Source organism: Halomonas sp. DP5N14-9, assembly GCF_019802175.1.
In the GTDB taxonomy this organism is placed as follows: domain Bacteria; phylum Pseudomonadota; class Gammaproteobacteria; order Pseudomonadales; family Halomonadaceae; genus Halomonas; species Halomonas litopenaei.
Window position 1 is genome coordinate 141,998 of record NZ_JAHVHR010000001.1, and the last position, 26,178, is coordinate 168,175.

Sequence of the window (26,178 nt, forward strand, 5' to 3'; positions counted from 1 at the left end):
GTATTCGTTGCCAGCAAGGCCTTTCCATGGCGCTAGACCGCTTGATGTTTCAAGGCCTGCGAAACTTGCAGGCCTTTGATATTTCACCATCTTCCGGGATCAACCTGATCACTGGAAGCAACGGCAGCGGCAAGACCAGCCTGCTCGAAGGTATCCACCTGCTGGGCATGGGGCGGTCCTTTCGGGCGCGTCGGCTGTCCCAGGTACTCCACCACGATGCTGACGCCCTTGTCCTGCATGGCCGCCTTGCCGGTGATCCCCCTGTATCGATCGGTTTGCGCCGCCTGCGTCAGGAGCGCGAATTGACGCTGCGCATTGGCGGTGAACGACTCGACAGGGTGTCTCGTCTGGTGGAGACCCTGCCCCTGCAGTTGATCAACCCCGACGCCTTCCGCCTGCTGGAGGGATCTCCCGCCGGCAGGAGGGAGTTCCTGGATTGGGGAGTGTTTCACGTGAAACATGACTTCCTGCAGGCCTGGCAGCGTTTCCGTCGCGCCCTGAAACATCGGAATGCCCTGCTCAGGCATGGTAGAATGGAGCCTCAATCCCTGTCAGTGTGGGAGCATGAGCTGGCGCTTTCGGGCGAGCGCATGGACATCCTGCGCAGGGAATGGATCGATACCTTTATCCCGGTATTCGAGGAAACGCTGGAAGGGCTGATTTCACTGCCATCGCTGACGCTGCGCTATAGCCGTGGCTGGGATCGACAGCGAGATCTGGCCGAGGTGCTCGAGCAGGGACGCGACACCGATCGTCAGATGGGATTTACCCAGCAGGGGCCCCAGCGAGCGGATCTGGCGATTCGACTCGGCAAACGACCAGCGGTCGAAGTGCTTTCACGAGGACAACAGAAACTCGTCGTGAGCGCACTGAAGCTTGCCCAGGGACGGTTACTCGAGAAGATGACAGGCAGGACCTGTCTCTACTTGATCGACGATCTGCCCGCCGAACTGGACCAGAACCACCGAAGGATCTTTTGCCAGTGGCTGGAGCGGATGCGCTGCCAGGCCTTCATCACCAGCGTGGATCACGAGGTACTGGCCGACCTGTGGCAACCCGATACGCCGATGGCAATGTTTCACGTGAAACAAGACGCTGACGGCTTCGGCCAGCTGCAGGCCATAGACAGACAGACTTCACGACGGAGTGGTCAATGAGCGAACATGCTTACGACTCATCGAGCATCAAGGTACTGAAAGGCCTGGATGCCGTACGCAAGCGGCCCGGGATGTACATCGGCGATACCGATGATGGTACCGGCCTGCATCACATGGTGTTCGAGCTGGTGGACAACTCCATCGACGAAGCGCTGGCCGGCCACTGTAGCGAGATCAGGGTGATCATCCATCCGGATGAGTCGATCACCGTCAGTGACAATGGCCGTGGCATTCCTACCGATATTCATGAAGAGGAAGGCGTATCGGCGGCCGAAGTGATCATGACGGTGTTGCACGCGGGCGGTAAGTTCGATGACAACTCCTACAAGGTATCTGGCGGCCTGCACGGCGTCGGTGTCTCGGTGGTCAATGCGCTGTCTGAAGAGCTCAAGCTGACCATCTGGCGTGCCGGCAAGGTCCACGAGCAGATCTACCGTCACGGTGTCCCCGAGTCGCCGCTGTCGGTGGTGGGGCAGACCGAGCAGACCGGTTCGCGGGTGCACTTCCGTCCGTCTCCCGAGACCTTCGCCAATATCGAGTTTCACTACGATATTCTGGCCAAGCGTCTGCGTGAGCTGTCGTTTCTGAATTCTGGTGTGGCTATCCGCCTGCTGGACGAGCGTAGCGGCAAGGAAGAGCTGTTTCACTATGAAGGTGGCCTGAAGGCCTTCGTCGACCACCTCAACACCAACAAGACCGTTCTCAACCCCGTCTTCCACTTCAACGTGGAGCGCGAAGATGGCGTGGCGGTCGAGGTGGCGATGCAGTGGAACGATACCTTCGCCGAGAACATCTTCTGCTACACCAACAACATCCCTCAGCGGGATGGCGGTACCCACCTGGCCGGTTTCCGCGCTTCACTGACTCGTACGCTCAATCATTATATTGAAGCGGAAGGGTTGCTGAAGAAGACCAAGGTGAACACCTCCGGTGACGACGCCCGTGAGGGCCTGACCGCGATCATCTCGGTCAAGGTGCCGGACCCGAAGTTTTCCTCCCAGACCAAGGACAAGCTGGTCTCTTCCGAAGTAAAAACTGCGGTAGAACAAGAGCTTGGTCGGTCTTTCTCGGAGTATCTGGTAGAGAAGCCCAACGAAGCCAAGGCCATCGTCAACAAGATGCTGGACGCTGCCAGGGCCCGCGAGGCGGCGCGTAAGGCGCGTGATATGACCCGCCGCAAGGGTGCCCTGGACATCGCAGGACTGCCGGGCAAACTGGCCGACTGTCAGGAAAAGGACCCCGGTCTGTCCGAACTCTACCTGGTCGAGGGTGACTCGGCCGGGGGTAGTGCCAAGCAGGGGCGTGATCGGCGTACCCAGGCTATCCTGCCGCTCAAGGGCAAGATCCTCAACGTCGAGAAGGCACGCTTCGACAAGATGCTGTCGTCTGCGGAAGTCGGGACGCTCATCACTGCCCTGGGCTGTGGCATCGGCCGTGAGGAGTTCAATCCGGACAAGCTGCGCTATCACTCAATCATCATCATGACCGATGCGGACGTGGACGGTTCGCATATTCGTACTCTGCTGTTGACGTTCTTCTTCCGTCAGATGGCGGAGTTGATCGAGCGCGGGCATGTGTTTATCGCCCAGCCGCCGCTGTACAAGATCAAGCGTGGCAAGCAGGAGCTCTACCTCAAGGACGAGCAGGCGATGATCGACTACCTGACCACCACCGCCCTGGACGGAGCGCGGTTGTGCGTCAGTGAAGATGCGCCTGGAATCAGCGGGGCTCAGCTTGAGACTCTGGTGAACCAGTACCGTGATGTAATGAAGCGCATCGATCGTCTGTCGCGGGTCTATCCCAGCGAGGTGCTGCGCAAGATCGTCCATGCAGCACATCTTGACGGCGAAAACAGCCTCCGTGATCGCGGCACCATGCAGAACTGGATCGAGTTCCTTCAGAAGGAAATGGACGATCTGGTAGCCTACGAGGGTGGACCGCGTTACACCTTCTCGTTGCAGGAAGACAATGAACGTGGGTTCTTCCTGCCGGCGGTAACCTTGATTGCCCATGGCGTGACCACCGACTACGTGTGGGGCCTGGACTTCTTCACCAGCGCCGACTATCGCGCCATCGCTGGCCTCGGTGAGACACTGGACGGGCTGCTGGAAGATAGCGCCTATATCGCCCGTGGTGAGCGCAAGAAGCCGGTCAAGACCTTCTATGAGGCGCTGGACTGGCTGATGAACGAGGCACAGCGTGGTCTGTCGATCCAGCGCTACAAGGGGCTGGGCGAGATGAACCCGGAGCAGTTGTGGGAAACCACCATGGATCCCAATACGCGTCGTATGCTGCGGGTTTCCATCGAAGATGCCGTCGCCGCCGACATGATGTTCAACACCCTGATGGGTGATGAAGTCGAACCGCGTCGTGACTTTATCGAGCGCAACGCTCTGGTGGCCAATCTGGACATCTAGTGCAGCAGGAAGTCCCAGGCCCATGGCCTCGATGTTTCACGTGAAACATCTCGCGACAAAACCCCGATCTCCAGGATCGGGGTTTTTTCTTTTTTAGTATTAGTAGTTTGCCAGCGGCCGGATGGTTGGGTGGCTGGTTTCTTGAAAGGCCCGCTATGAGAGGGCGGGGTGCACCAGGCTTCTATTGCCATCCGGCGAGGGTGTATCGCGAATGAGCAGATACACATCTGACCGCACGCCATGGGCTGTGGTCGCCCGATTCTGCTGGCGAACGCGGTGAGTGGGTGGTGAGTGGGCGCGGTGTGTCGGCAATGGAAGTCAGTGGACGTCGCTGGACGTCAGTAGAGAAAAGACGACGGCGCGGTGTTTCCATGGCGGTTGCACGGTGGGCAGGCGCTTGAGGACAGCGGCGCGGCTTGCACGTTTCACGTGAAACATCTGGCGATATAAGGTCCAGCTGCTCAATCCAGGACTCACTCCTCTTTGGTATCAAATGTCTGGTCGATATCAGCATTCGTGCCGAGTAGGGGGAGTACCCGAGCTTCAGGCAGATACTCGGAGGAAGGTATCTCGCTTGCGCGATCACATGTGAAGTGGTCGAAGAGGCGACGTATCGATACTGCTGGCGTCATTTCAAAGAAGGGGATGATGGAAGGAGGGAATCAGAAAGGGAGGAATGGATGTGTTGTTGTAAGGAGCTGTTGGGAGGGGGGAGAAGGGATGGTGGCAAGGGGTGGTAACAGACGAGAGCGCACGACAAGCCATAATCGGGCTGCGTCTGTGGCCTCGCTCCTCCGCAACGTTTCACGTGAAACATCAGGGCATCAGGCCTGAGATCTGAGATTCCAAGGCTGGGACCGTGTCTGGCTATCCGCATCTTGCGATCCGCGTCTTGCCATCTGTGTCTTGCTGCCTGGATCTTGTTACCTGCGTCTTGTTATCCACGTCATGTTATTTGGGGCCTGATGAGTCTCTCGCTTAAGACGGGTGCCTTGGTTGTCGCACTATATGGAACGTGCGGGAACCTGTCCGGAGGGGGGGCGATACATTGCACTCGCAGTCATCACGGAAAGACCGACAATTGAGCACCACGACCTCCCGGGCGGGTAAGTCGCAAGAGCTTTCCCGTGCGCTAAGCTATTGTTTGGACGTTGATATACGAAGAACGCGAGCCGCCATGTTTCACGTGAAACATGGGGCTCGGCAGTCGCAGATAGATGAAGGGAGAGCCACGTCGGCGGCCAGGCCTGGAGGCTCGCCGAGGGGTGGCGAGGGGTGACGAGGGGGCGACCCTGATGCAGGGTGCTCTCTCAGGTATCCAGGTTTCCTTGCAGCAGTTGATCGACAAAACCAGCGAGATCGTCATGGACCTCTGCCTCGCTGTCTGTCCGGCCAAGTTCTGGATGTTTGGCTAGTGTGCGCTCGCCCTTGCCGGTACGCACCAATGCAAGGCGGCAGCCCATGGCAGCGCCTGCCTGGAGATCTCGGTAGCTGTCGCCCACCATCCAGGCGCCTTCCAGGCTGTCGAGTGCAAGCGCATCCTGTATCTGGCGGAGCAGACCGGGCAAGGGTTTGCGGCAATCACAGCGGTCCTCGCTAATGTGAGGGCAGTAGGCGATATGCTCGATCCGACCGCCTTCGGCCTCCACCAGACTCAGCATCCTGGTGTGCATGGACTCCAGCGTCGCCTCATCGTAGTAGCCGCGCGCGATGCCTGACTGGTTGGTGGCAACAGCGACGGTCCAGCCCTGTTGGGACAAGCGGGCGATGGCGGTGATGGCGCTGGGGTAGGGGACCCACTCGGCGAGCGACTTGATGTAGTTGTCGGAGTCCTGATTGATCACTCCGTCACGGTCGAGAATGACGAGTCGTGGGGCCATGGGTCTTCCTAGTCTATGCGATGGGTAAGGGTGGTTGCTGTCACGCAATCGGCCCAGTGTAGGGGCATGTTTCACGTGAAACAATCAGGTGCTGACGAGGCCGTGTCTGTGGCTCTCGTTGCAGTTCTTGCCAACCCCGCCGCTGTTGCTGCCTGTCTCACCTTTTGCCAGTGGAAGCTCGTGCTATTCCCGCCATGTCGAGGGCGTAACAAGGGGCTCATGCAAGGGTCTCATGCAAGCCCTTTCCAGCGACAACTATCCCAGGCTCCTCCGTATTCGGTAAGACACAGAGCGCTGCGACCCCAGCCCCCTTAGCTGTCGCTGACAACACCCTAGTCCGAAAGGGGTGGCGACGTAGTGTTGGTGTCCAAGCCTGTCGCGCCGGCTGTCGCCAGTGATGTGGGTATCGAGTCCTTCAGGTGATCGAGCAATGCTCGTACCCGCATTGGAGGATCCCGTCCTGGAAGCAGCGCGTGGATGCTGATGTCCGGCAGCGACCAGTCCTCGAGCACGGGGAGCAACCTGCCGGCTTCCAGCGAGGCCCCGACGATGGAACGGGAGGTATGAAGGATGCCGATACCTGCCTCTGCCGCGATCACCAGTGCGTGCCCATAGTTCGCTCTGTAGCTTCCGCTGACCGGCACGTTGTGAACCTCGCCGCCACGGCGAAGTGGCCAGCGCTGAATACCCTGGAACCGTGTGTAGTGAAGGCAGTTGTGGTGCAGCAGGTCCAGTGGATGACGTGGTATGCCGTGGCGTTGAAGATAGACCCTCGACGCCACCAGCATGCGCTGATCTGCGGCCAAGGGATGGGCGACCAAGCGAGAGTCCTCGAGCACCCCGACTCGCACTGCCAGATCGTGCCCGGATGAGGCGATATCGACAAAGCGATCGTCGAAGTCGGCGTCCACTTCAATGTCTGGATGGCGTTCGAGAAATTCGGGGAGGAAGGGCGCAATATGGATTCGGCCGAAATTGACCGGTAGTGATAGGCGGATCAGTCCTCGCGGTCGGTCACTGATGTCCTGCAAGGTATCCGCCGCCTTGTCGAGTAACCGTAGAGCAGGGACAGCGCGTTCCAGGTAGGTGCGGCCCGCCAGGGTCAGGGAAACCTCACGGGTGGACCGGTGCAACAGCTTCGTCCCGAGCCGAGACTCCAGCGCATCGAGGCGACGGCTGACCGCGCCGCTGGTGAGGTTGAGTTGCTCGCCGGCCGCACGCAGTGAGCCATATCTTGCCACTTCAACCAGGGCAAGCAGTCCAGCGACCAGTGTGTCGTGATGGGATGGCATGGTGCACTCTCGTCCAGAGGCAGGGGTTGGTCATTGCACGAGTCGCCATGGGGCCAGGGTCGATGGGCGCCGGTGCGGCGACAGATACTTCTTTCCAGCGCTTGTCACCACAAGGCCCATGCAGCGACTCACTCGGCAATCGATCGGAAGCTGCCAATGACTATGCTTCAGCGGATCTTGCCGTGGGGTTGGCGCGGGCAATGCCAGAGCCGGAGCCAGTGCCAGCGCCAGAGCAGCGCGGCGAGAGACGGCTCTGACTCGGGGCCTGATTGTTGAGTCTAGCGCAAGACAGTACTCCGTGAGCTTCGCTACTGCGCTGGTCTCGGACGGGCCAGGATAGGGGAAGACCAACGAGGAGGTTGTTCCCATGTTACTGGAAGCTCGTCTACGCCCATTGGTATCGCTACGTCACTTTCGTCAATTCCGCTCTGACAGGGTGGGGCCTGAAGGAATCCATGAATACCAGGTAGCGCGTCGTGACCTGGCCAGCGAAGAAGTGCGTGTCAGGGTCGCTGCGGTGGGGCTGAACTACCGCGACAGGGCGCTGCAGGACGGCAGCTATCTGCCGCAGTTGCCACGCCCCTTCGTGCCGCTGTCTGAAGGCTCTGGGGTGGTGCTGGAAACGGGAAGGGATGTCGTTGATCTCGAGGTGGGACAACCGGTGCTGGGCCACTACACCATCGATTGGATTTCTGGAGCTTTCAAGGAGTCCTATCACGCCTCAAAGCTGGGCGGTCCTGGTGATGGCTGGTTGTCGGAGGAGGTCATCGTTCCCCGTCGTGCGCTGGTTGCCGTGCCATCTGGCTGGCGGCTCGAGGAAGCCGCTGCATTGGCGATCTCCGGCGTCACGGCCTGGAAGTCGCTTGGCGACCTGGATGAGCTGCAGGGCCGTTACCTGCTGTTGGCGGGAACCGGCAACGTGTCGCTGCAGGCCCTGCAGATGGCGGCTGCGGCCGGTGCTCGGCCTATCGTGGTGACGTCGCGACCCGCTCTGGCAGCACGGCTCAGGGATTTAGGCGCGGTAGCGGTGATCGGCCGGGAGGGCGGGGCGGCCGACGTGGTGTCCCAGGTGATGGCCATCACCGAGTCGGTGGGCGTAGGGTGTGCCATCGATGTGGTGGGCGGGCAGTTTCTGGTCGATGCCATTCTGCCGTCAATGGCTACCAATGGACATATCGCCCTGGTGGGCTTTCTCGAGAGTGGCCGTGTCGAGGGTGATCTGGTGGGACCGGCGATTCGCAAGCTGCTGCATCTGGAAGGGATCAGCGTCGGCAGCCGTGGCGACCTGGAGGCCATGCTCGGTTATATGGATCGCCACGGACTCAGGCCCGCTATCGGACGTCGTCTGAGAGCCGACGACTTGCCTGAGTGGCTCGCCAACGGTGCCGTTGGCAGTGGCTTGCGTTCGGGCACCATAGCCGACCGTCACCCGAGCGTGGGCCTGCCGGCAACTGACTCGCAGGACAATGATCTCGAACTGGGCAAGACGGTAGTGATCATGGATCAGCGGCTGGCGGAAAGTATCGCCGAGTAAAGCGGCAGAGTCGGGGCGCCAAGAAAAGCAGCGGGCGTGAGGCTCAGGGCGGGCGTCGGGGTACAAGCTCCAGGCGTCGTACTGGGGGTGCATCAAGCGGGGCGGGTTTCACGTGAAACATGAGAGCCTGCCCTTGCCTGTACTCCTGTATGTTCCACGTGAAACATTGTCGCCGCCGGCGCTTTCTATCTGGGTAATGTTCCACGTGAAACGTCGGTGGCGAGTGTCACTCTGCATCGCCAGGTTTGACTCTCCTGGCACATCCCATTGGCTCACTCCTGCGTTCGTAGCGGCTGTGGTATCCCCTATGAAGGGCTCAGGGGCTTTGGGGTCGTGGGGTAGTGGGCCAGGCGGGCTCAGCCTGTCGATATAAAAAAGGCCGGCCCCTTGCGGGGCCGGCCTCGTTACCACCTGGGGCAGGATTACTGCTGCAGTTCGGCGATATCCGCTACTTCGAGGAACAGCGCCTGGAGGCTTGCCAGCAGGGCCAGACGATTGGCACGAACGGCTTCGTCCTCGGCCATGACCATCACCTGGTCAAAGAAGGCATCCACCGGTGCCCGAAGGCTTGCCAGCACGTCCAGGGCGTCGCTGTAGCGGGCTTGCTGGAACAGCGGAGCGACCTGCTCCTGGCAAGCTGCCACGGCGTTCTTGAGGGCCTTCTCGGCGTCCTCGGAGAGCAGGCTCTCGTCGACCTCGGTGCGTCCATCGTGATCCTGCTTGGACAGGATGTTGCCGACTCGCTTGTTGGCGGCGGCCAGGGCGGCGGCTTCATCACGCGTGGCGAATTGCGCCACGGCGCGCAGGCGACGGGCGAAGTCCAGCGGGCGGGTCACCGGGCGTGCACGCACCGCCAGGTAAACCTCGGCACCGATCCCTTCGTCCTGGGCCCAGGCACGGAAGCGATCGAGCATGTAGCCAAGGACGTCATCGACCAGGCCGTCTGCCTTGGGCAGCGCCTCATGCTGGGCCACGGCCAGCTCGAGCAGCTCGCGCAGGTCCAGATCCAGCTCACCCTTGACCAGGATATTGAGCACGCCGATGGAAGCACGGCGCAGGGCGAAGGGGTCCTTGGTACCGCTGGGGCGCTGGCCGATGCCGAAGATCCCGGTAATGGTATCCAGGCGATCGGCGATGGCCAGGGCCTGTCCGGTCAGGGTCTGGGGGATGGCGTCGCTGGCAAACCGCGGCAGGTACTGCTCTTCCAGCGCCCGTGCGACCTCGGCGTCTTCGCCATCGTGCTCAGCGTAGTAGCGCCCCATGATGCCCTGAAGCTCCGGGAACTCGAGCACCATTTCGGTGACCAGATCACACTTGGCCAGGGCCGCAGCACGGCGAGCGCGGGACTCGTCACCGCCGGTCCGGCTGGCGATGTGCGCGGCCACGTTGGCACTGCGTCTGGCCTTGTCGGCGAGGGTCCCGAGCTGCTTCTGGAACACCACGCTCGAGAGGCCCTCGATGCGCTCGGCGAGCGGGCGCTTGCGGTCGGTCTCGTAGAAGAAGGCGGCATCGGCCAGACGAGGGCGAATCACCTTCTCGTTGCCGGCGATGACCTTGTCCGGCTCGCGGCTGTCGATATTGGACACGGTAATGAAGGCGGGCTTGAGCTTGCCGTCCGCATCCAGAAGGTGGAAGTACTTCTGGTTGGCCTTCATCGACGAGATCAGGCATTCCGCCGGCACCTCGAGGAAACGCTCGTCGAAGCTGCCGGTCAGCGCCACCGGCCACTCGACCAGACCGCTGACTTCTTCCAGCAGGTCCTCGTCGATGACGGCGGTGGCTTCGAGCAGTTCTGCCTCGGCCAGTACCTGTTCGCGAATGCGCTCGCGACGCTTGCTGCGATCGGCCAGCACCCAGGCATCCTCCAGGGCACCGAGGTAGTCGTCGGCATGTTTCAGGACGATGGCCTCGGGGGCGTGGAAGCGGTGTCCGCGGGTCTCGCGGCCGGCCTCAAGGCCCAGCACCGTGGCGGGTACGACCTCGTCGCCGTAGAGCGCCACCAGCCAGTGAACCGGGCGGGAGAACTCGATGCGGGAAGCGCCCCAGCGCATGTTCTTGGGCACCGGCAGGGCCGCCACAGCCTTGTCGATGATGGCGGGCAGCAGGGCGACGGTGGCCTCGCCCTGTTGCTGTTCGCGGTAGCCGAGCCAGGTGCCCTTGTCGGTCTCCAGATGGATCAGTTCTTCGACGCTGACGCCGCAGGAGCGAGCAAACCCCTGGGCTGCCTTGGTTGGCTCGCCATCCTTGAAGGCTGCCGCCAGGGCAGGGCCGCGTTTTTCGACGTCCCGGTCGGGCTGTTTGTCGGCCAGTGCCTCGACCCGTACCGCCAGCCGGCGGGGGGAGGCGTAGGCGGTGACGCCCTGGAAGTCGACGCCGGCATCGGCGAGGCCGCGACGCACGCCCTCGGCGAAGGCGTCGGAGAGAGTGTCGATGGCTCCCGGCGGAAGTTCTTCCACGCCGAGTTCAAGCAAGAGGGTGTGGGCGGCCATGCTTATGCGTCTCCCTGTGCGGCAAGGGGTTCGTCGTCGAGAAGTTCACGTCGCAGCGCTTCCGGGGCCAGCGGGAAACCGGCCGCCTTGCGTGAGGCGTAGTAGGCGTGGGCCACGTCGCGGGCCATGGTGCGCACGCGCAGGATATAGCGCTGGCGTTCGGTGACCGAGATGGCGTGGCGGGCGTCGAGCATATTGAAGGTGTGGGAGGCCTTGAGTACCTGCTCGTAGGCCGGCAGCGGCAGGTTGGCGGCGAGCAGCTTCTGGCACTCGCTTTCCTGGTGGTCGAAGTTGCCGAACAGGGCGTCCACGTCGGCATGCTCGAAGTTGTAGGTGGACTGCTCGCGCTCGTTCTGCAGGTAGACGTCACCGTAGGTAACGCGGGATCCGTCGGGTGCGATGGTCCATACCAGGTCGTAGACGCTGTCCACGTCCTGAAGGTACATGGCGATGCGCTCGAGGCCGTAGGTCAGCTCACCGGTGACCGGGAAACACTCGATACCGCCGGCCTGCTGGAAGTAGGTGAACTGGGTCACCTCCATGCCGTTGAGCCAGACCTCCCAGCCGAGTCCCCAGGCACCCAGGGTCGGTGACTCCCAGTTGTCCTCGACGAAGCGGATGTCGTGGACCAGCGGGTCGATGCCGAGACGCTCAAGCGACCCCAGATACAGTTCCTGGAGGTTGGCCGGGGAGGGCTTCATGACCACCTGGAACTGGTAGTAGTGCTGCAGGCGATTGGGGTTTTCGCCGTAGCGGCCATCGGTGGGACGGCGAGACGGCTGAACGTACGCCGAGTTCCAGGTTTCGGGTCCGATGGAGCGCAGGAAGGTGGCCGGGTGAAAGGTGCCCGCACCGACTTCCATGTCCAGCGGCTGCATGATCACGCAGCCCTGTTCGGCCCAGTACTGTTGCAGGGCGAGGATCAGGCCCTGGAAGGTTGCCACGTCTGGCGTCGACTGTGTCATTGGGAAGCACCGTTGGCCATGAATTCACGAGCCGTCAAGTATACAATCACAGGCAATTCGGTTATAGGCACAGCGCCAACAGAGGTTTTCCCATGATCGTAGTGACAGGCGGAGCCGGCTTCATCGGTTCAAATCTGGTCAAGGCCCTCAATGACCGGGGGCGCACCGACATCCTGGTGGTGGATGACCTGCGGGACGGCACCAAGTTCGTCAACCTGGCGGACCTGACCCTCGGGGACTACATGGACAAGGACGAGTTCCTGTCCCGGGTGAAGGCCCACATGCGCGGCGAGTTGAACCAGCTTCCGCCCATCGAGGCGATCTTCCACGAAGGTGCCTGCTCGGACACCACCGAGTGGGATGGACGCTTCATGCTGGAGAACAACTTCACCTACTCCAAGGAGCTTTTGCACTTCTGCGAGCAGGAGGGCATTCCCTTCCTCTACGCCTCGTCGGCGGCCACCTACGGCGGCAGCGAGGTGTTCGTGGAGTCTCCCGAGCACGAGAAGCCGCTCAACGTCTACGGCTACTCCAAGCTGCTGTTCGACCAGTACGTGCGCTCGCGCCAGGCCGAACTCAAGACCCAGGTGGTGGGCTTTCGCTACTTCAACGTCTACGGCCCCCGCGAGCAGCACAAGGGCAAGATGTCCAGCGTGGCCTTCCATCACCACACCCAGATCAGCGCCGGCGAGAACCTGCGCCTGTTCGGCGCCTGGGACGGCTACGACGCGGGCATGCAGAGCCGTGACTTTGTCTATGTCGGCGACGTGGTCGACGTCAATCTGTGGTTTCTGGACAACCCCGAGGTGTCGGGAATCTACAACCTCGGTACCGGCCGCGCCGAGCCGTTCAAGACCATCGGCGAGACGGTCATCGACTTCTACGGCAAGGGCCGCATCGACTACATCGACTTCCCGGAAGAGCTCAAGGGGCGCTACCAGAGCTACACCCGTGCCGATATCTCGCGGCTGCGCGAGGCCGGCTACGACAAGGAATTCCACACCGTGGCCGAGGGCGTGACCCGCTACCTGGAGTGGTTGAATGGCTGAAGCTGCGCCGGTCATGGCGCAGCCGCGGCTGGCGGGCCAGCGGCTGCTGGTGGTCGGTCCCAGCTGGGTCGGTGACATGGTCATGGCCCAGGGGTTGTTCAAGGCGCTGAAGCAGCAGGGCGCCGCCGCCCTGGCGGTGGTGGCACCTGCCTGGTCGAGGCCGATCCTCGAGCGCATGGATGAGGTCGACGAGGTCGTCGAGCTGGCCGTCGGACACGGCGTCTTCGGCTTTTCCGCCCGACGACGGCTGGCCAGGTCGCTCAAGGGACGCTTCGATCATGCCATCGTGCTGCCGCGTTCCTGGAAGTCGGCACTGGTGCCTTTTCTGGCGAGGATACCCAGGCGAACCGGGTTCACCGGGGAGCACCGTTTTGGCCTGTTGAGCGAGCGCCGTGAGCTGCAGCGCGACGTGCTCGACCAGACCGTCAAGCGCTTCGTCTCGCTGGGGCTGCCGGCGGACGCTGCCGCTGCCGGCGACTTCGAGATCCCCCAGCCACGGCTGCGTCAGGATGCGATCAACCTGGCGCGGTTGCATGATGAACATCGACTCGGCGTGCGCCCTGCCATTGGCCTGATGCCAGGGGCGGAATATGGCCCCGCCAAGCAGTGGCCGCTGGCCTACTTCCATCGCCTGGCCGGGGAGCTGATCGCTCAAGGGTTCGAGGTAAGGGTGCTGGGTGGGCCCAAGGATCACGCGGCGGGCGAGGAGATCGTGACCGGTCTCGAGCATGCCCACAACCTGTGTGGCGAGACCCGCCTGGAGGATGCCGTCGACCTGCTTGGCGACTGTCGTCAGGTGGTGACCAATGACTCCGGGTTGATGCATGTGGCCGCCGCGGTAGGGACGCGTATCCAGGCGATCTATGGCTCCTCGTCGCCGGCCTATACGCCGCCGCTGACCGACAACGCCCGGATTCACTATCTGGCTTTGTCCTGCTCGCCCTGCTTCGAGCGACATTGCCCGCTCGGGCATACCAACTGCCTCAAGCAGATCACTGTGGACAGCGTGCTGGAGGCGATCCTGACAGACGAGGCCCCGAACCGGATCGACGCCAGCAACGAGTGATCCGGGGCAAGGTGTCGTCTGTGAAGCCTTGTCCAGCCGTCCTGGTCGTCATACAGGCGCTCTGTCGCCGCTACTCTTCATATGGGCGCCCAGGCAGGTAGACGCCAACGTCAAGGCTGCTGGGGCGCCTCGGGCGGGCTGTCGGGCTGTCCGTCGTTGCGATACGCCGGGGCCAGGCCTTGCCACAAGCGCTGCTGCAGCGCGGTTTCTTCACGCATGTACCCGTTGAGTGCTTCCAGGCCGTAGCGTTCGGCCAGGGTCGGATCGTTCGAGAACAGCGAGACGCCCAGTCCGGCGCGGTGCCAGTCGATGGTGAAGCCCATCGCCTCCAGCAGCGTCGGCAGGGTGTCCATGGTGGTGGCGGTGGTCGAGATGCGTTGGGGCGTCAGCGCATTGCCCATCATCATCAGGGTGTTGGTGCGAGGCGTCTGAATCAGCTGATCCCAGGCCGAGACACGCATGGTCAGATGGTCACTGGCAATCACCACCAGGGTGTCCTCCAGCAGCCCCTGGTCGCCAAGGCGCTGGATCAGCCGGCGGGTCAGCCAGGCCGAGCATTTCACCGCGTACAGGATATCCACACCATCGTGCTCGCCCTGATTGGCCTGGCAGGCCCTGGCCGGATAGCCCGCCGGGGCGTGGGCGGTCAGATTGAGCACGGTCAGGTTCCAGGGACCGTCCTGACGATCCAGGCGCTTTGCTTCCTCTTCCGCCATGGCGTACAGACTGTCGTCGTAGAGGCCCCAGCTATTGAGGTAGTCCGGGTCGTCGAGGCGGCCTGCAAGCTGCTCGCGCCCCAGCACGCGGTCGTAGGCGTGGTCTTCGTAGAACAGCCCCTTGCCGGCGAATTCAGTGCTGGCGCCGCCCATGAAGGTCTGGCGGTAGCCAAGCCCCGCGAGCAGATCTCCCAGGCAGGCGACTCCGGGTACCACGTGGTGCAGTGGCTCGAACTGGCTGTCGTGGAGCAGGCCGGCGGGCATCAGCGGCGTGCCGCACTGGCTGGCGATCATGCCGGCCATGGTCCAGCCGGTGTTGTCGAGCTGGCGAACGTTGTCGAACACCACCGCATCCGCTTCCAAGGCGGCCAGGTCGGCGTAGGCGTCGCCGAAGCGGGCCTCGTCGGCGTAGGTACGCTCGAGGCTCTCCAGGTAGATCAACAGCAGGTTGGGGGGCTGCGGCGGCGCCTTGAGGATCACCGGCTCGACGTAGCGACGCTCCAGCCAGGTGCCGGGATCGGTGACCACCGCCGCGCCGCGCTGGCCCATGGAGTAGAACATCGGATTGGCGACCAGCAGCACGAAGGCCAGCCAGTGGTCCCAGCGTTGCCAGCGGTAGTCGGCTCGCACCAGCCAGGTGTAGGCCGCCAGAATCAGCAACATGGCTGCGGTGTACAGTATCGCCGCCACGCTGCGCTCGCTGCCGCCGTGCTTGGCAATGCCCGCCTGCAGGTGGAAATAGACCGCGCCCATGTCCACCTGGCCGAAGCTGTTGGCCAGGTAGACGTAGATGCCCCAGAAGGCCAGTGGCGCCAGCGCCCAGGGGATCACCTGCACCCGCAGTCGTGGTGGAGGTGGCGCGCCCCAGCGTTTCCATCCGGCCAGGGCACACCACACCAGTGCCGGCAGCGGCAGGCACCAGCCGGGCAGCCGGGTGACCATGACCAGGGCATGGCCCACGGACAGGCCGAGAATCAGATGGACGGCCCAGCGAAGCCAGGTCGAGGTGGCGGGGCGGTGCAGGGGCATGATCGAGGCGCCAGGTGTCGTTCCGTGAAACCGATACGAATCAGCGATCGGCTCGCTCGTTCTCGTACAGTTCGTTCAGCTTTGCATACTTCATGTACGCATGGAATGCCGTCGTGATGGCGACGGTCATGCCATCCTGGCCCTGCAGCAGCCCGCCCTTGAGCACCAGCTTGCGCAGCATGGCGGTCATCGCGTGTAGCGTGGGACGAGTCGACGAGGGGGTGACACCACGTTCCTTCATCGCCCAGGCGTCGCGGGTCGACAGTTGATCGATGCGCTGCATCCAGTGGGACAGGTCACGGTAGGTGAAGTGACGCAGATGGGCGTCCACGTCGACCACCTCCGGTGCCTGGACCGAGGAATGCGCCTTCTTGGGCAGATAGCCCGAGGTGGTGCGGTTGTACAGCCGGGTCACCGGGTCCGGGTAGAACCCCGCCGCGCGAATCCAGTGGCGGCCGGCGAAGTTGCGACGCTTGAAGCGGTAGGCCTTGCGCGGGTCATCCAGCGACAGCTCGCGAATCGCCGCCACGGCGTCGTCGTCCAGGCGCTCGTCGGCATCCAGCGCCAGGATCCAGTCATGGGACGCCTGGGGGACGGCGAAGGCCTTTTGCGGGCCATCGCCCAGATAGGGCTGATGGATCACTCTAGCGCCGGCGGCCTCGGCCAGAGCAACGGTGTCATCGCTGCTGCCGGAATCGACCACGATCACCTCGTCGCACACCGGAGCCAGCGAAGCGATGGCCTCCTCGACGTTGTCCTGCTCGTTGAGGGTAATGATGATGCCGGTAATCGGGGTCATGGGGCCTGCCTATACGAAGGGCTTGATGGGGTGCTGGTGCCAACAACCGATACGCTGTGGCGAGTGGGATGCGCCGATACGCTGTTGCTATGCCGTCGACCGATGGTGGTTGACCTTCCTCAGGCGCGCTGCAGTGGCGGCGGCGGCGGCCTCCAGGTCGATGGCCGACATGTCCTGGTGAGCGGCATCCGTCGGTGGATGAAACGCCAGTCGCCGATCGGCGTCGTTGCAGGTCTGCCAGCGCAGCGGGGTGGCCGAGCGATGGGACGGGTAGAAGCCGACGGTGATCAGGTTGAGACAGCCTGCCACGTGCAGCGGGCCGGTGGAACCCGCGATAAAGGCGTCGGCCGCCGCCAGACTGCGGGCGAAGTCGGCGAGTCCTGCGCAGGCCGGCTGACGGTAAGCACTGAGGCCTGCCTCGTCCAGCGTCTTGACCAGGGCATCGGCCACGGCTTCTTCGCCGGGGCCGGCGGTAAGAATCCAGTGGGGCGGACGCTCACCCGACTCGGCCAGGCGCCGATCGATACCCTGTGCAAGCCTGGCGTAGGCCTCGGGAGTCAGGTTGACCGCCGAGCCGCCGCTGCCCGGGTGCAGGAACACCCAAGGGCGCGTGTCGTCGAGCCCCAGCGACTGGCCCAGCGCGCTACGCTGAGCGTTACGTTGTTGCGGGGCCAGGGGCCAGTAGGGGGGCGCGGGGTGCTGTTGCGACGGCTGTCCTGACGAGAGTCCCAGCGCCTGAATCATGGCCTCGGCCAGTTCCAGGTTGTAGATGTATTCAGGCTTGGCCGAACGGGATCTGCGCTGGGTGACGCGACGGTTGTAGAATAGCTGGGCCCACTTGGTGGCTGGCGCCATGCGCAGGGGAATCCCCGAGCGAAGGCCGAGCCAGCCGATGCGGGTGGTGGAGTAGAGCGTCAGCATCGCCGTGAAACCGCTCTGGCGCAGCGTCGCGAGCAGGGCACGCTGGGCATCCTTCGGCGCCTGTTCACCCGGGTCGATGACGACGTCGTCGATCCACGGACAGAGCCTTGCCATCGGCGCCGTATAGGCGGGTACCAGCACGCTGACATGAGGGGCGGGCTTGGCCTTCTTGAGGGCGGCGAGTGCTGGCCAGGCGAGCATGAAATCGCCAAGCTTGTCGTTGCGTACCACCAGCAGTCGAGGGGCACGAGCGTCGGCCGAGGCCGTCGTTGCTGTCATTTGGGCTCCCGAGCCCCGCTATCGGAAAGGAGACCACCTTGAGTCACAAGGTCATGCACATCTGCCTGTCGGACGGCTGGGGCGGACTGGAAATGTATCCTTCGAGGATTATACCGGAGCTTGCCGCTCAGGGGTGGCAGGTGCATGCCCTGGCACTGGGCGACTCGCGGGTGGCCAGGAGCCTCGATGATGCCGGGGTGGCGACGCTGACTGCCCGCTCCAGAGGCTCGGCGCTTTTCGGTGTGCGCCGGTGGCTTGAGTACCTGGCCCGTCACGACATCCGCCTGTTGCACTGCCACAAGTCCAGCGACCTGCGCCTGGCAGCCCTGCTGGCGACCTTGCGGCCGCGGCTAAAGGTGGTGTTCACCGACCATATGGGGGTCACCCGGCCGAAGAAGGACCTGTATCACCGCTGGGCCTACGGACGGGTGTCGCGGCTGTTGTCCATCAGCGAGGCGTCCCGGCGACGTAACGTCAAGGCCTTCGCCCTACCGGCCGAGCGTATCCAGCGTCTGTACCTGGGGATCGATCCGGCGCCGCTGGCGCCGCGTCTGGACGCCGGCGAGCGGCGCGCCCTGCGCGCAAGCCTCGGGCTGCCGGCGTCGGCCACCACCATCGGGGTGGCGGGGCGACTGACGCCTGGCAAGGGCCAGCGGGTGTTCGTCGAGGCCCTGGCGAGACTGATCGCCGAGCATCCGACGCTCGATGTCCATGGGGTCATCATCGGTGGACTCAGCGCCGAGGAGGGCAGTCGTGAGGAGTACGTGGCCGAGCTCCAGGCGCTGGTCGCCGAGCAGGGACTGTCGCAGCGCATCACCTTTACCGGCTTTCGGCGTGACCTGGCGCGGTTGTTCGAGGTGCTCGACGTGGTCTGTGTGCCGTCGCGCAACGAGGCCTTCGGCCTGACCGTGATCGAGGCCATGGCCGCCGGCAAGGCGGTGATCGGTTCGCGTAGTGGCGCCATCCCCGAGTTGATCGACGCTCACAGTGGCCGCCTGGCAGACCCCGAATCCGCCACCGAGTGGGCCGCCGCCATGCTGGAGTTGGCGCAAGATGGCGAGCTCAGGCGACGTCTGGGCGAAGAGGCGCGACGTCGGGTCAAGCAGCACTTCCTGCTGTCGCAGCATGTGCAGGGGCTGACTCAGGTCTATGACGACGTGCTCGCTGGCCAGCCTGCCGTCTGACGAGTGACACCGCTTGTTCAGCGAAGTGAGTGAGCGGTCGCTATCGTTGTAGATGTTGCTGTAAAAGTGTTCTGGAGCCGAGAATCGATCACAGGCAGCTATCGATCAAGGCCGCTATCGGTCACAGGCTAGGCGTCGCTATAGCCGCGGCGGATCTCTTCGAGTGCCTGCTGGGCCGACGTCTCGTCGACGCAGAAGCGGGCCAGCGAACGTCCCAGTCGCGCCAGATTGCCCTCGCGCCATTTGCCAGGGGCGCGCAGGCGACAGCGGTCCAGGTCGATCAGCCAGACCCGGTCGCTGTCGTCGACCAGCAGGTTGCGGGCGTTGAGGTCGACATGGTCGAGGCCATGATCGTGGAAGCGTCGGATGACCTGGCCCACTTCATGGAGCAGGCCCGGGGCCAGATCACCGCTGCCGAGATGCTCTGCCAACGCTCGGGTGGCCGGCAGGCGCTCGGTGATCAGCGCGGCCTCGTAGCTTGGGCCATGGCGAACGACGCCTCCCAGCACCGGCCGCGGCACCGGCAGGCCGGCCTGGTAAAGCCGCGCCGTCAGACGCACTTCGCGAAAGGCGCGACTGCGTTCGAGCCCGGTCCACAGGTAACGGGAGGTCGAGAGCCGGGCGACGAGACCGCCGCGGCGGTAGGGCCTCAGCACCCACTGACGATCGCCCACCTCGAGAAACAGACTCTGGCCGCGACCCGGCGCCTGTCCGGTCACCAGGCCTGCCTCGCGCCAGTATTCTGGCGCCAGCAGAGCGGGTCCGATTTGTGGCCGCGGTACAGCGTCACATAAACTGGTGGCATCGTATAAAATGCCCACCTTTCCTGACTGATACGTTGCCAACCGCATGAAGCATCCTCTGCCCGCTCGTCCTGCCCACATCGGCGTGCTGCGTCTCTCTGCCCTGGGAGACGTGTGCAATCTGGTGCCCACGGTTCGAGCCCTGCAGCGCCAATGGCCCGAGGCGCGGATCACCTGGATCGTCGGCAAGGGCGAATACAGTCTACTGACCGGCCTGTCAGGGGTCGAGTTCGTCGTCTACGACAAGTCGACCGGCCTCAAGGGCATGCGGGCGCTGTGGCGCGAGCTGGCCGATACCCGCTTCGACGTGCTGCTGCACATGCAGCAGGCACTCAGAGCCAGCGTGCTGTCGCTGGGACTCAAGGCCAAGGTGCGGGTGGGCTTCGACCCGGCGCGGGCCAAGGACCGTCAGTACTGGTTCACGCACCGTCAGCTGGCCCCGCGTGAGCGGGCCCACGTGCTGGAGTCGTTCATGGACTTCGCGCGCCTGCTGGGAGTCGAGGATACGTCGCTGGAGTGGCGACTGCCGGTGCCGGACAGCGCCTACGCCGAGGCCAGGGAGCTCACCGGCGACAGCGCCTACCTGTTGATCAGTCCCTGTGCCAATCCGCGCCTGCGCAACTTTCGCAACTGGTCGGCGGAAGGCTACGCCGCCGTGGTGGAGCACGCCTGGACCCAGTTTGGTCTGAAGACGGTGATGACCGGGGGCGGCAGCACCCAGGAGCGCGAGATGGGCTCGCGCATTCAGTCGCTGTGTCACCCCGAGGCGGTGATCGACGCCATCGGCGCCACCTCGCTCAAGGGGCTGCTGGCGCTGATCGATCGCGCCCGGGTGGTGATTGCCCCGGATTCCGGCCCGGTACACATGGCCAACGCCCTGGCTACCCCGGTGGTGGGTCTGTTCGCCACCACCAACCCCGATCGCGCCGCGCCCTACCTGTGGCGCGACTACGTGGTCAATCGCTACCCTGACGCCGTCCGGGAGTTCCTCCAGGCGGATCCCGACACCATCACCTGGGGCCAGCGGGTCCGCCATCCCGATGCGATGTCGCTGATTCGCGCCGACGACGTGATCGAGCGACTCGATACCCTGCTCGCCGACACCGCCTCGCAACACCGCTCCGACCTCGATAGGGAGTCACCCGATGAAGCTTGATCTGACCGCGCTTGAGCGCTCCCGCGTGCTGGTGGTGGGCGACGTCATGCTGGACCGCTACTGGCACGGCGGCACCTCCCGGATATCACCGGAGGCCCCGGTGCCGGTGGTGCGCGTGGAAGAGTGCGAGGATCGTCCGGGCGGCGCCGCCAACGTGGCGTTGAACATCGCCTCCCTGGGCGCCCACGCGGCGTTGGCCGGACTGGTCGGTGACGACGACAATGCCGACCGTCTGACCGCGCGCCTGGAGGAGGTGGGGGTGAGTACTCACTTTCACCGTACTCCCGGCATGCCCACGATTACCAAGCTCAGGGTGATGAGCCGTAACCAGCAGTTGATCCGGCTGGACTTCGAGGATGGACTCGACAAGATCGACACCTCGGAGCTGGCGCCCAGGCTGATCGAGGCCACCGACAACTTCGACCTGATCATCCTGTCCGACTACGGCAAGGGCACCCTGGCCAACGTCGAGATGGTGATCCCGGAAATGCGCCGGGCCGGCAAGCGGGTGCTGGTGGACCCCAAGGGCAGCGATTTCCGGCGCTATCGTGGTGCCAGCGTGATCACCCCCAACCTGGCCGAATTCGAGGCGGTGGTCGGACCCTGCCCCAGCGACGACATCCTGGCCACCAAGGGCGAGGCGCTGCGCGAGGAGCTCGAGCTCGAGGCGCTGTTGATCACCCGCAGCGAGAAGGGCATGACGCTGATTCGCGAAGGCCATGACCCCTTGCACCTGCCGACTCGGGCCCGTGAGGTCTACGACGTCACCGGCGCCGGCGACACCGTGATCGCGGTGCTGGGTCTAGCCCTGGCCGCCGGCCACGGCTTCGCCGAGGCCATGACCCTGTCCAATCTGGCGGCGGGTCTGGTGGTGGCCAAGCCCGGCACCGCGACGCTGTCCATCGCCGAGCTCTACACCGCGCTGCACGGCGACAAGCTGGCCGAATTCGGCGTCATCGAGGAATCACCGCTGGTGCTGGCGGTGCGCGCCGCCCAGGCCCGTGGCGAGCGGGTGGTGATGACCAATGGCTGCTTCGACATTCTTCATGCCGGCCACGTGGCCTACCTGGAGCACGCCCGCCAGCTCGGTGACCGGCTGATCGTGGCGGTCAACGACGACGCCTCGATCCGTCGGCTCAAGGGCCCCAAGCGGCCGATCAATCCGCTCAATCGCCGCATGCAGGTGCTGGCCGGACTCGGCGCGGTGGACTGGGTGGTGCCCTTCGCCGAGGATACGCCGGCTCGCTTGATCGAATCGGTGCTGCCGGACGTGCTGGTCAAGGGCGGGGACTACCGGCCCGAGGATATCGCCGGCGGCGAAGCGGTGCGTGACGCAGGGGGCGAGGTCAAGGTGCTCGGCTTCGAGGATGGCGTCTCCACCACCGCCATGATCTCGACCATCCTCGATCGCGAGAGCTGAGGGTGAGCTGGCCACGGCTCGCCTATTCAGGTGCCATCGGACTGCTGTCGCCGCTGATCTGGCGACGGGTCTGGCGCGAACAGCTGCCGGATCGCGCTCGTGGCGAGCGGATGGGCTGTCTGCGGCCCTTCGCCGACGAGCGTCCGCGGCTATGGCTGCACTGCGCCTCGGTGGGCGAGGTGGTGGCGGCACGACCGTTGATCCGTGCCCTGCGCCTGCGCCATCCCGATCACCGACTGGTGGTCAGCACCATGACCGCCACCGGCGCCGAACGAGTGCTCTCGCTGGTGGACGACGTTCCCGAGGCGGAGGCGGCCGCTCCCCTGAGCCATGTCTTCGTGGCGCTCGACTTTCCCGGCGCCGCGCGCCGCTTTGTCCAGCGTCTGGCCCCTCGCCAGGCGATCTTCTTCGAGACCGAGCTGTGGCCGAACCTGCTGAGGGTCTGCGCCAGGCGGGGTATCCCGGTGGCGGTGGTCAATGGCCGCCTGTCGCCCCGTGCCTTTCGTGGCTATCGGCGCCTGCGCCCGCTGATGGCCGAGTCGCTGGCCTGTGTCGACTGGCTGGCGGCCAAGTCCGGTGAGGATGCCGAGCGTTTCGTCGAACTGGGCATGGCGTCCGACCACATCCAAGTCGTCGGATCGATGAAGTTCGACATGGCCCTTGATGATGCATCTCTGAAGGTGAGTGAGCGCTTGCACGCAGCCATCGGGCATCGCCCGATCTGGGTCGCCGGGTCCACCCATCCCGGTGAGGATGAGCTGCTGCTCGGGGTCCAGCGACGCCTACAGGCGCGCTTTCCCGATATCCTGCTGGTGCTGGTGCCGCGCCATCCGCAGCGCTTCGAGGAGGTCGCCAGGCTGTGCCAGGAGGCCGGCTTCGAGACCGTCAGGCGCTCCCGGGGGCGCGTCCCCAGCGCCAGGGCAGAGATCTATCTTGGCGACAGCATGGGGGAGCTGCAGGCGCTCTACGGCACTGCGGACCTGGCATTCGTCGGAGGCAGTCTGGTGCCCATCGGCGGCCACAATCTGCTCGAACCCGCGCTGATGGGCGTGCCGGTGGTGACCGGCCCGCATCTCGACAATTTCGAGGACGTGGCCCAGCTGCTGAGAGACGCCGGCGCGCTGGTCGAGATCGCCGACGCCGACGAGCTGGTCGAGCGTGTCGCCGCGCTGCTCGAGGATGCAGAACAGCGCAAGCGGCTGAGCGAGGCCGGGCAAGGTGTCATCGACACCCACCGGGGTGCGCTGGAAGCCACCCTCGCTGGCCTGGACCGGCTGCTTGGCCACGGCCAAGGCAGGTGATCGGGCTCAGGCGGGTAGATGCCGGCTGATGCCGTCGGCGTCGCCGATCAGCAGGATATCCGCCGGACGAGCGGCGAACAGGCCGTTGGTCACCACTCCGACGATCGCGTTGATGCGGGTCTCCAGGGCGACGGGGTCGTCGATGTCGAGGCCGTAGCAGTCGATGATCTGATTGCCGTTGTCGGTGACCACGCCCTCGCGGTAGACCGGATCGGCGCCAAGCTTGACCAGTTCCCGGGCGACGTAGGAGCGGGCCATGGGAATCACCTCGATAGGCAGCGGGAAGTCGCCCAGCCGCTCGACCCGCTTGGAGGCGTCGGCGATGCAGATGAAGGTCTTGCAGCAGGCCGCCACGATCTTCTCGCGGGTCAGCGCGGCACCCCCACCCTTGATCATCTGTAGGTGAGCGTTCACTTCGTCTGAGCCGTCGACATAGACCGGCATGGTGCCGACTTCATTGAGCTCGTAGACGTCGATGCCGTGCCCCTTCAATCGTTGGGCGCTGGCCTCGCTGCTGGCCACCGCTCCGCGGAAGTCCCCGCGCAGCTCTGCCAGGCGGTCGATGAAGCAGTTGGCGGTGGAGCCGGTACCGACACCGATCACGATGTCACGGCCGAGCATCGGGCGGACCTCGTCGATGGCGGCGGCAGCGACGGCGTCCTTGAGTTCGTCCTGGGTCATGGAATACCTGCGATGGGGAGCGTGAGAAGAGGAAAGCTGCGGCCATTATAGGGCATCGCGAAAGACGGAAGAAACGCTGTGTGGCGTGTCACCGTGGTGCCTGGGCTCCGCCCGCTTCCGCCCTCATCGCGGTCGCGGCAGCTCGGCACCGAGGCAAGCAATGTCTGCCTGGGGTGGCTGGCGCTGGACGTTGGGCGTGAGGCGATGCTAACAATAGGGGTTTTGCCCGCCTCCCTCACGCTGGATACCAGAATGCTCGAAGCTACCGTCAAGAAGATTCTCCAGGCCCGGGTCTACGAAGCCGCCCGAGAAACGCCGATCTCACCTGCGCCCATGCTGTCGCGACGGTTCAACAATCAGATTCTGATCAAGCGTGAAGACCTTCAGCCGGTGCACTCCTTCAAGGTGCGCGGTGCCTACAATCGCATGGCTCACCTGACCGATGAGCAGAAAGCCAAGGGCGTGATCGCCGCCTCCGCCGGGAACCATGCCCAGGGCCTGGCGCTGGCGGCCAAGCAGATGGGCGTCAAGGCGGTGATCGTGATGCCGCGCATCACCCCGGAGATCAAGGTGGCTGCGGTACGCGGCTGGGGCGCCAAGGTCATCCTCAAGGGCGACGCCTTCGCCGCCGCCGCAGAGCACGCTCAGGAGCTGGTCGAGGCCCACGGCTACACCTATATCCCGCCGTTTGACGATATCGATGTGGTCGCCGGACAGGGCACCGTGGCCATGGAGATCCTGCGTCAGCACAGCGGCCCCATCGATGCGGTGTTTATTCCGGTGGGCGGTGGTGGCCTGATCGCCGGCATGGCGGCCTACATCAAGTACCTGCGCCCGGAGATCAAGGTGATCGGGGTGGAAGCCGAGGACAGCGCCTGCCTGAAGGCCGCGCTGGAGGCCGGTGAAAGGGTCATCCTTGAACAGGTCGGGGTGTTCGCCGAGGGCGTGGCGGTGGCGCAGATCGGCGAGATTCCCTTTTCCCTGATGCGGGACCTGGTGGACCAGGTGATCACCGTCAACACCGACGAGATGTGTGCGGCGGTGAAGGATATCTTCGAGGATACCCGGGCGGTGTCCGAGACCTCCGGCGCGCTGTCGCTGGCCGGTCTCAAGAAGTACATCCAGGAGACCGGGGCCGAGGGCCAGACCCTGATATGCATCAATTCTGGCGCCAACACCAACTTCGATCGGCTCCAGCATATCGCCGAGCGTACCGAACTCGGCGAACAGCGCGAGGCGATCCTGGCGGTGACCATTCCCGAGCGACCTGGCAGTTTCAAGAAGTTCTGCCGCACCATCGGCAAGCGCATGGTCACCGAATTCAACTATCGCTACGCCGATGCCGACCAGGCCCACATTTTCGTCGGCATACAGGTCAAGCCGGGCGGCGAGGATCGCCAGGCGCTGATCGGCAAACTGATCGAGGCGGGCTACCCGGTCGAGGATCTGACCGACAACGAACTGGCCAAGCTGCATATCCGTCATCTGGGCGGCGGCAGGCCCCGTACCGAGTTCACCGAGGAAGTCTATCGCTTCGAATTTCCCGAGCGCCCAGGCGCGCTGATGAACTTCCTGACCCATCTGCCCCAGGACTGGAACATCTCGCTGTTCCACTACCGCAACCACGGTGCTGCCTATGGTCGGGTGCTGGTCGGCATGCAGATTCCCAACGGGGATCGCTCCCACGTCGAGGAACATTTTGACGCCATTGGCTATCGCTATTGGAAGGAAAGTGACAATCCCGCCTACCAACTGTTTATGGCATAGCCATGGCGGGATGACGTCTTGGAAGTCGAGGCAAAGCGGCGTATCCTGCGCGCGCAAGCGCTGACTTACTTGCTGGGCATGATGACGCCTGGCTGACGGGCTTCATCGTGGAAGCGTGATGATTGCCATACGTGGGTGATCACCCTATAGTCTGAGTCAGTCGCTTTGACCACAACATCAAGACAATACGGCAAGCGGCCGTATGAAGGGAGTCAGGAATGAAACGCAAGCCCGATCTGATCATGTCACTGGTGCTGGTGTTCGGCCTGGGAG

The 26,178-nt window shown here is 64.0% G+C and carries 19 protein-coding genes; 10 read left to right on the forward strand and 9 right to left on the reverse strand.

Annotated features, from left to right (window positions below; translation table 11 throughout):
- Positions 1–26: 26 nt before the first annotated feature.
- Positions 27–1,157, forward strand: a complete 1,131-nt coding sequence (gene recF / locus KUW00_RS00685) for a DNA replication/repair protein RecF (protein ID WP_045995090.1) — start codon at positions 27–29, stop codon at positions 1,155–1,157.
- The gene (gene gyrB / locus KUW00_RS00690) at positions 1,154–3,574 is read left to right on the forward strand and encodes a DNA topoisomerase (ATP-hydrolyzing) subunit B (protein ID WP_222567999.1); all 2,421 of its coding nucleotides are present in this window, start codon (positions 1,154–1,156) and stop codon (positions 3,572–3,574) included. The genes recF and gyrB overlap by 4 nt, the downstream gene beginning before the upstream one ends.
- Before the next feature lie 1,310 nt (positions 3,575–4,884).
- Here the strand turns inward: gyrB and gmhB are convergent.
- Complete coding sequence (gene gmhB, locus KUW00_RS00695; protein WP_222568000.1) at positions 4,885–5,454, reverse strand: D-glycero-beta-D-manno-heptose 1,7-bisphosphate 7-phosphatase; 570 nt, start codon at positions 5,452–5,454, stop codon at positions 4,885–4,887.
- 332 nt (positions 5,455–5,786) lie between these two features.
- Positions 5,787–6,746, reverse strand: coding sequence for a LysR family transcriptional regulator (locus tag KUW00_RS00700; protein WP_222568001.1), 960 nt, complete (start codon positions 6,744–6,746; stop codon positions 5,787–5,789).
- A 367-nt stretch (positions 6,747–7,113) separates the two neighbouring features.
- Between KUW00_RS00700 and KUW00_RS00705 the strand changes: the two genes are divergently transcribed.
- Positions 7,114–8,280 carry a zinc-binding dehydrogenase gene (locus KUW00_RS00705; protein ID WP_222568002.1) on the forward strand — a complete coding sequence of 389 codons (1,167 nt, stop codon included), beginning with the start codon at positions 7,114–7,116 and terminating at the stop codon, positions 8,278–8,280.
- A gap of 422 nt (positions 8,281–8,702) precedes the next feature.
- Here KUW00_RS00705 and glyS read toward each other — a convergent pair whose 3' ends face one another.
- Both glyS and glyQ read right to left on the reverse strand, forming a co-directional pair.
- Positions 8,703–10,769 carry a glycine--tRNA ligase subunit beta gene (gene glyS, locus KUW00_RS00710; RefSeq protein ID WP_222568003.1) on the reverse strand — a complete coding sequence of 689 codons (2,067 nt, stop codon included), beginning with the start codon at positions 10,767–10,769 and terminating at the stop codon, positions 8,703–8,705.
- A gap of 2 nt (positions 10,770–10,771) precedes the next feature.
- Positions 10,772–11,734: a glycine--tRNA ligase subunit alpha gene (gene glyQ / locus KUW00_RS00715; RefSeq protein ID WP_108131941.1), complete on the reverse strand. Its 963-nt coding sequence runs from the start codon at positions 11,732–11,734 to the stop codon at positions 10,772–10,774.
- Positions 11,735–11,826: 92 nt separating this feature from the next.
- On the opposite strand from glyQ, the gene rfaD reads away from it, so the two are divergent.
- Positions 11,827–12,783 carry an ADP-glyceromanno-heptose 6-epimerase gene (gene rfaD / locus KUW00_RS00720; RefSeq protein WP_108131940.1) on the forward strand — a complete coding sequence of 319 codons (957 nt, stop codon included), beginning with the start codon at positions 11,827–11,829 and terminating at the stop codon, positions 12,781–12,783.
- Complete coding sequence (gene waaF, locus KUW00_RS00725) at positions 12,776–13,849, forward strand: lipopolysaccharide heptosyltransferase II (protein ID WP_375038055.1); 1,074 nt, start codon at positions 12,776–12,778, stop codon at positions 13,847–13,849. Before rfaD ends, waaF begins: the two co-directional genes overlap by 8 nt.
- Before the next feature lie 110 nt (positions 13,850–13,959).
- On the opposite strand, the gene KUW00_RS00730 is transcribed toward waaF, so the two are convergent.
- From KUW00_RS00730 to KUW00_RS00740, 3 genes are all read right to left on the reverse strand, one after another.
- Positions 13,960–15,594, reverse strand: a complete 1,635-nt coding sequence (locus KUW00_RS00730) for a sulfatase-like hydrolase/transferase (protein WP_108131939.1) — start codon at positions 15,592–15,594, stop codon at positions 13,960–13,962.
- Between the two features lie 40 nt (positions 15,595–15,634).
- Positions 15,635–16,393 carry a glycosyltransferase family 2 protein gene (locus KUW00_RS00735; protein WP_045990973.1) on the reverse strand — a complete coding sequence of 253 codons (759 nt, stop codon included), beginning with the start codon at positions 16,391–16,393 and terminating at the stop codon, positions 15,635–15,637.
- An 87-nt stretch (positions 16,394–16,480) separates the two neighbouring features.
- Entirely contained in the window at positions 16,481–17,593 is a 1,113-nt protein-coding gene (locus tag KUW00_RS00740; protein WP_222568004.1) for a glycosyltransferase family 9 protein, read from the reverse strand.
- A gap of 38 nt (positions 17,594–17,631) precedes the next feature.
- On the opposite strand from KUW00_RS00740, the gene KUW00_RS00745 reads away from it, so the two are divergent.
- A complete protein-coding gene (locus KUW00_RS00745) occupies positions 17,632–18,777 on the forward strand; it encodes a glycosyltransferase family 4 protein (RefSeq protein ID WP_261391917.1) in 1,146 nt (381 codons plus the stop codon).
- A 128-nt stretch (positions 18,778–18,905) separates the two neighbouring features.
- Here the strand turns inward: KUW00_RS00745 and KUW00_RS00750 are convergent, their stop codons facing one another.
- Positions 18,906–19,628 carry a 3-deoxy-D-manno-octulosonic acid kinase gene (locus KUW00_RS00750; protein ID WP_222568005.1) on the reverse strand — a complete coding sequence of 241 codons (723 nt, stop codon included), beginning with the start codon at positions 19,626–19,628 and terminating at the stop codon, positions 18,906–18,908.
- Here KUW00_RS00750 and KUW00_RS00755 point away from each other — a divergent pair.
- The 3 genes from KUW00_RS00755 to waaA are packed head-to-tail and all read left to right on the forward strand — an operon-like array spanning position 19,627 to position 23,457.
- Positions 19,627–20,736, forward strand: coding sequence for a glycosyltransferase family 9 protein (locus KUW00_RS00755; RefSeq protein WP_108131936.1), 1,110 nt, complete (start codon positions 19,627–19,629; stop codon positions 20,734–20,736). The genes KUW00_RS00750 and KUW00_RS00755 overlap by 2 nt on opposite strands.
- Entirely contained in the window at positions 20,726–22,156 is a 1,431-nt protein-coding gene (gene hldE / locus KUW00_RS00760) for a bifunctional D-glycero-beta-D-manno-heptose-7-phosphate kinase/D-glycero-beta-D-manno-heptose 1-phosphate adenylyltransferase HldE (RefSeq protein ID WP_045990977.1), read from the forward strand. Before KUW00_RS00755 ends, hldE begins: the two co-directional genes overlap by 11 nt.
- 2 nt (positions 22,157–22,158) lie before the next feature.
- Positions 22,159–23,457: a lipid IV(A) 3-deoxy-D-manno-octulosonic acid transferase gene (gene waaA / locus KUW00_RS00765; RefSeq protein ID WP_222568006.1), complete on the forward strand. Its 1,299-nt coding sequence runs from the start codon at positions 22,159–22,161 to the stop codon at positions 23,455–23,457.
- A gap of 6 nt (positions 23,458–23,463) precedes the next feature.
- On the opposite strand, the gene rpiA is transcribed toward waaA, so the two are convergent.
- On the reverse strand, positions 23,464–24,138 hold the full coding sequence (gene rpiA / locus KUW00_RS00770) for a ribose-5-phosphate isomerase RpiA (protein ID WP_222568007.1): 675 nt from the start codon (positions 24,136–24,138) through the stop codon (positions 23,464–23,466).
- Positions 24,139–24,342: 204 nt separating this feature from the next.
- Here rpiA and ilvA point away from each other — a divergent pair, with 204 nt between their 5' ends.
- On the forward strand, positions 24,343–25,905 hold the full coding sequence (gene ilvA / locus KUW00_RS00775; protein ID WP_260425355.1) for a threonine ammonia-lyase, biosynthetic: 1,563 nt from the start codon (positions 24,343–24,345) through the stop codon (positions 25,903–25,905).
- Positions 25,906–26,178: the final 273 nt, after the last annotated feature.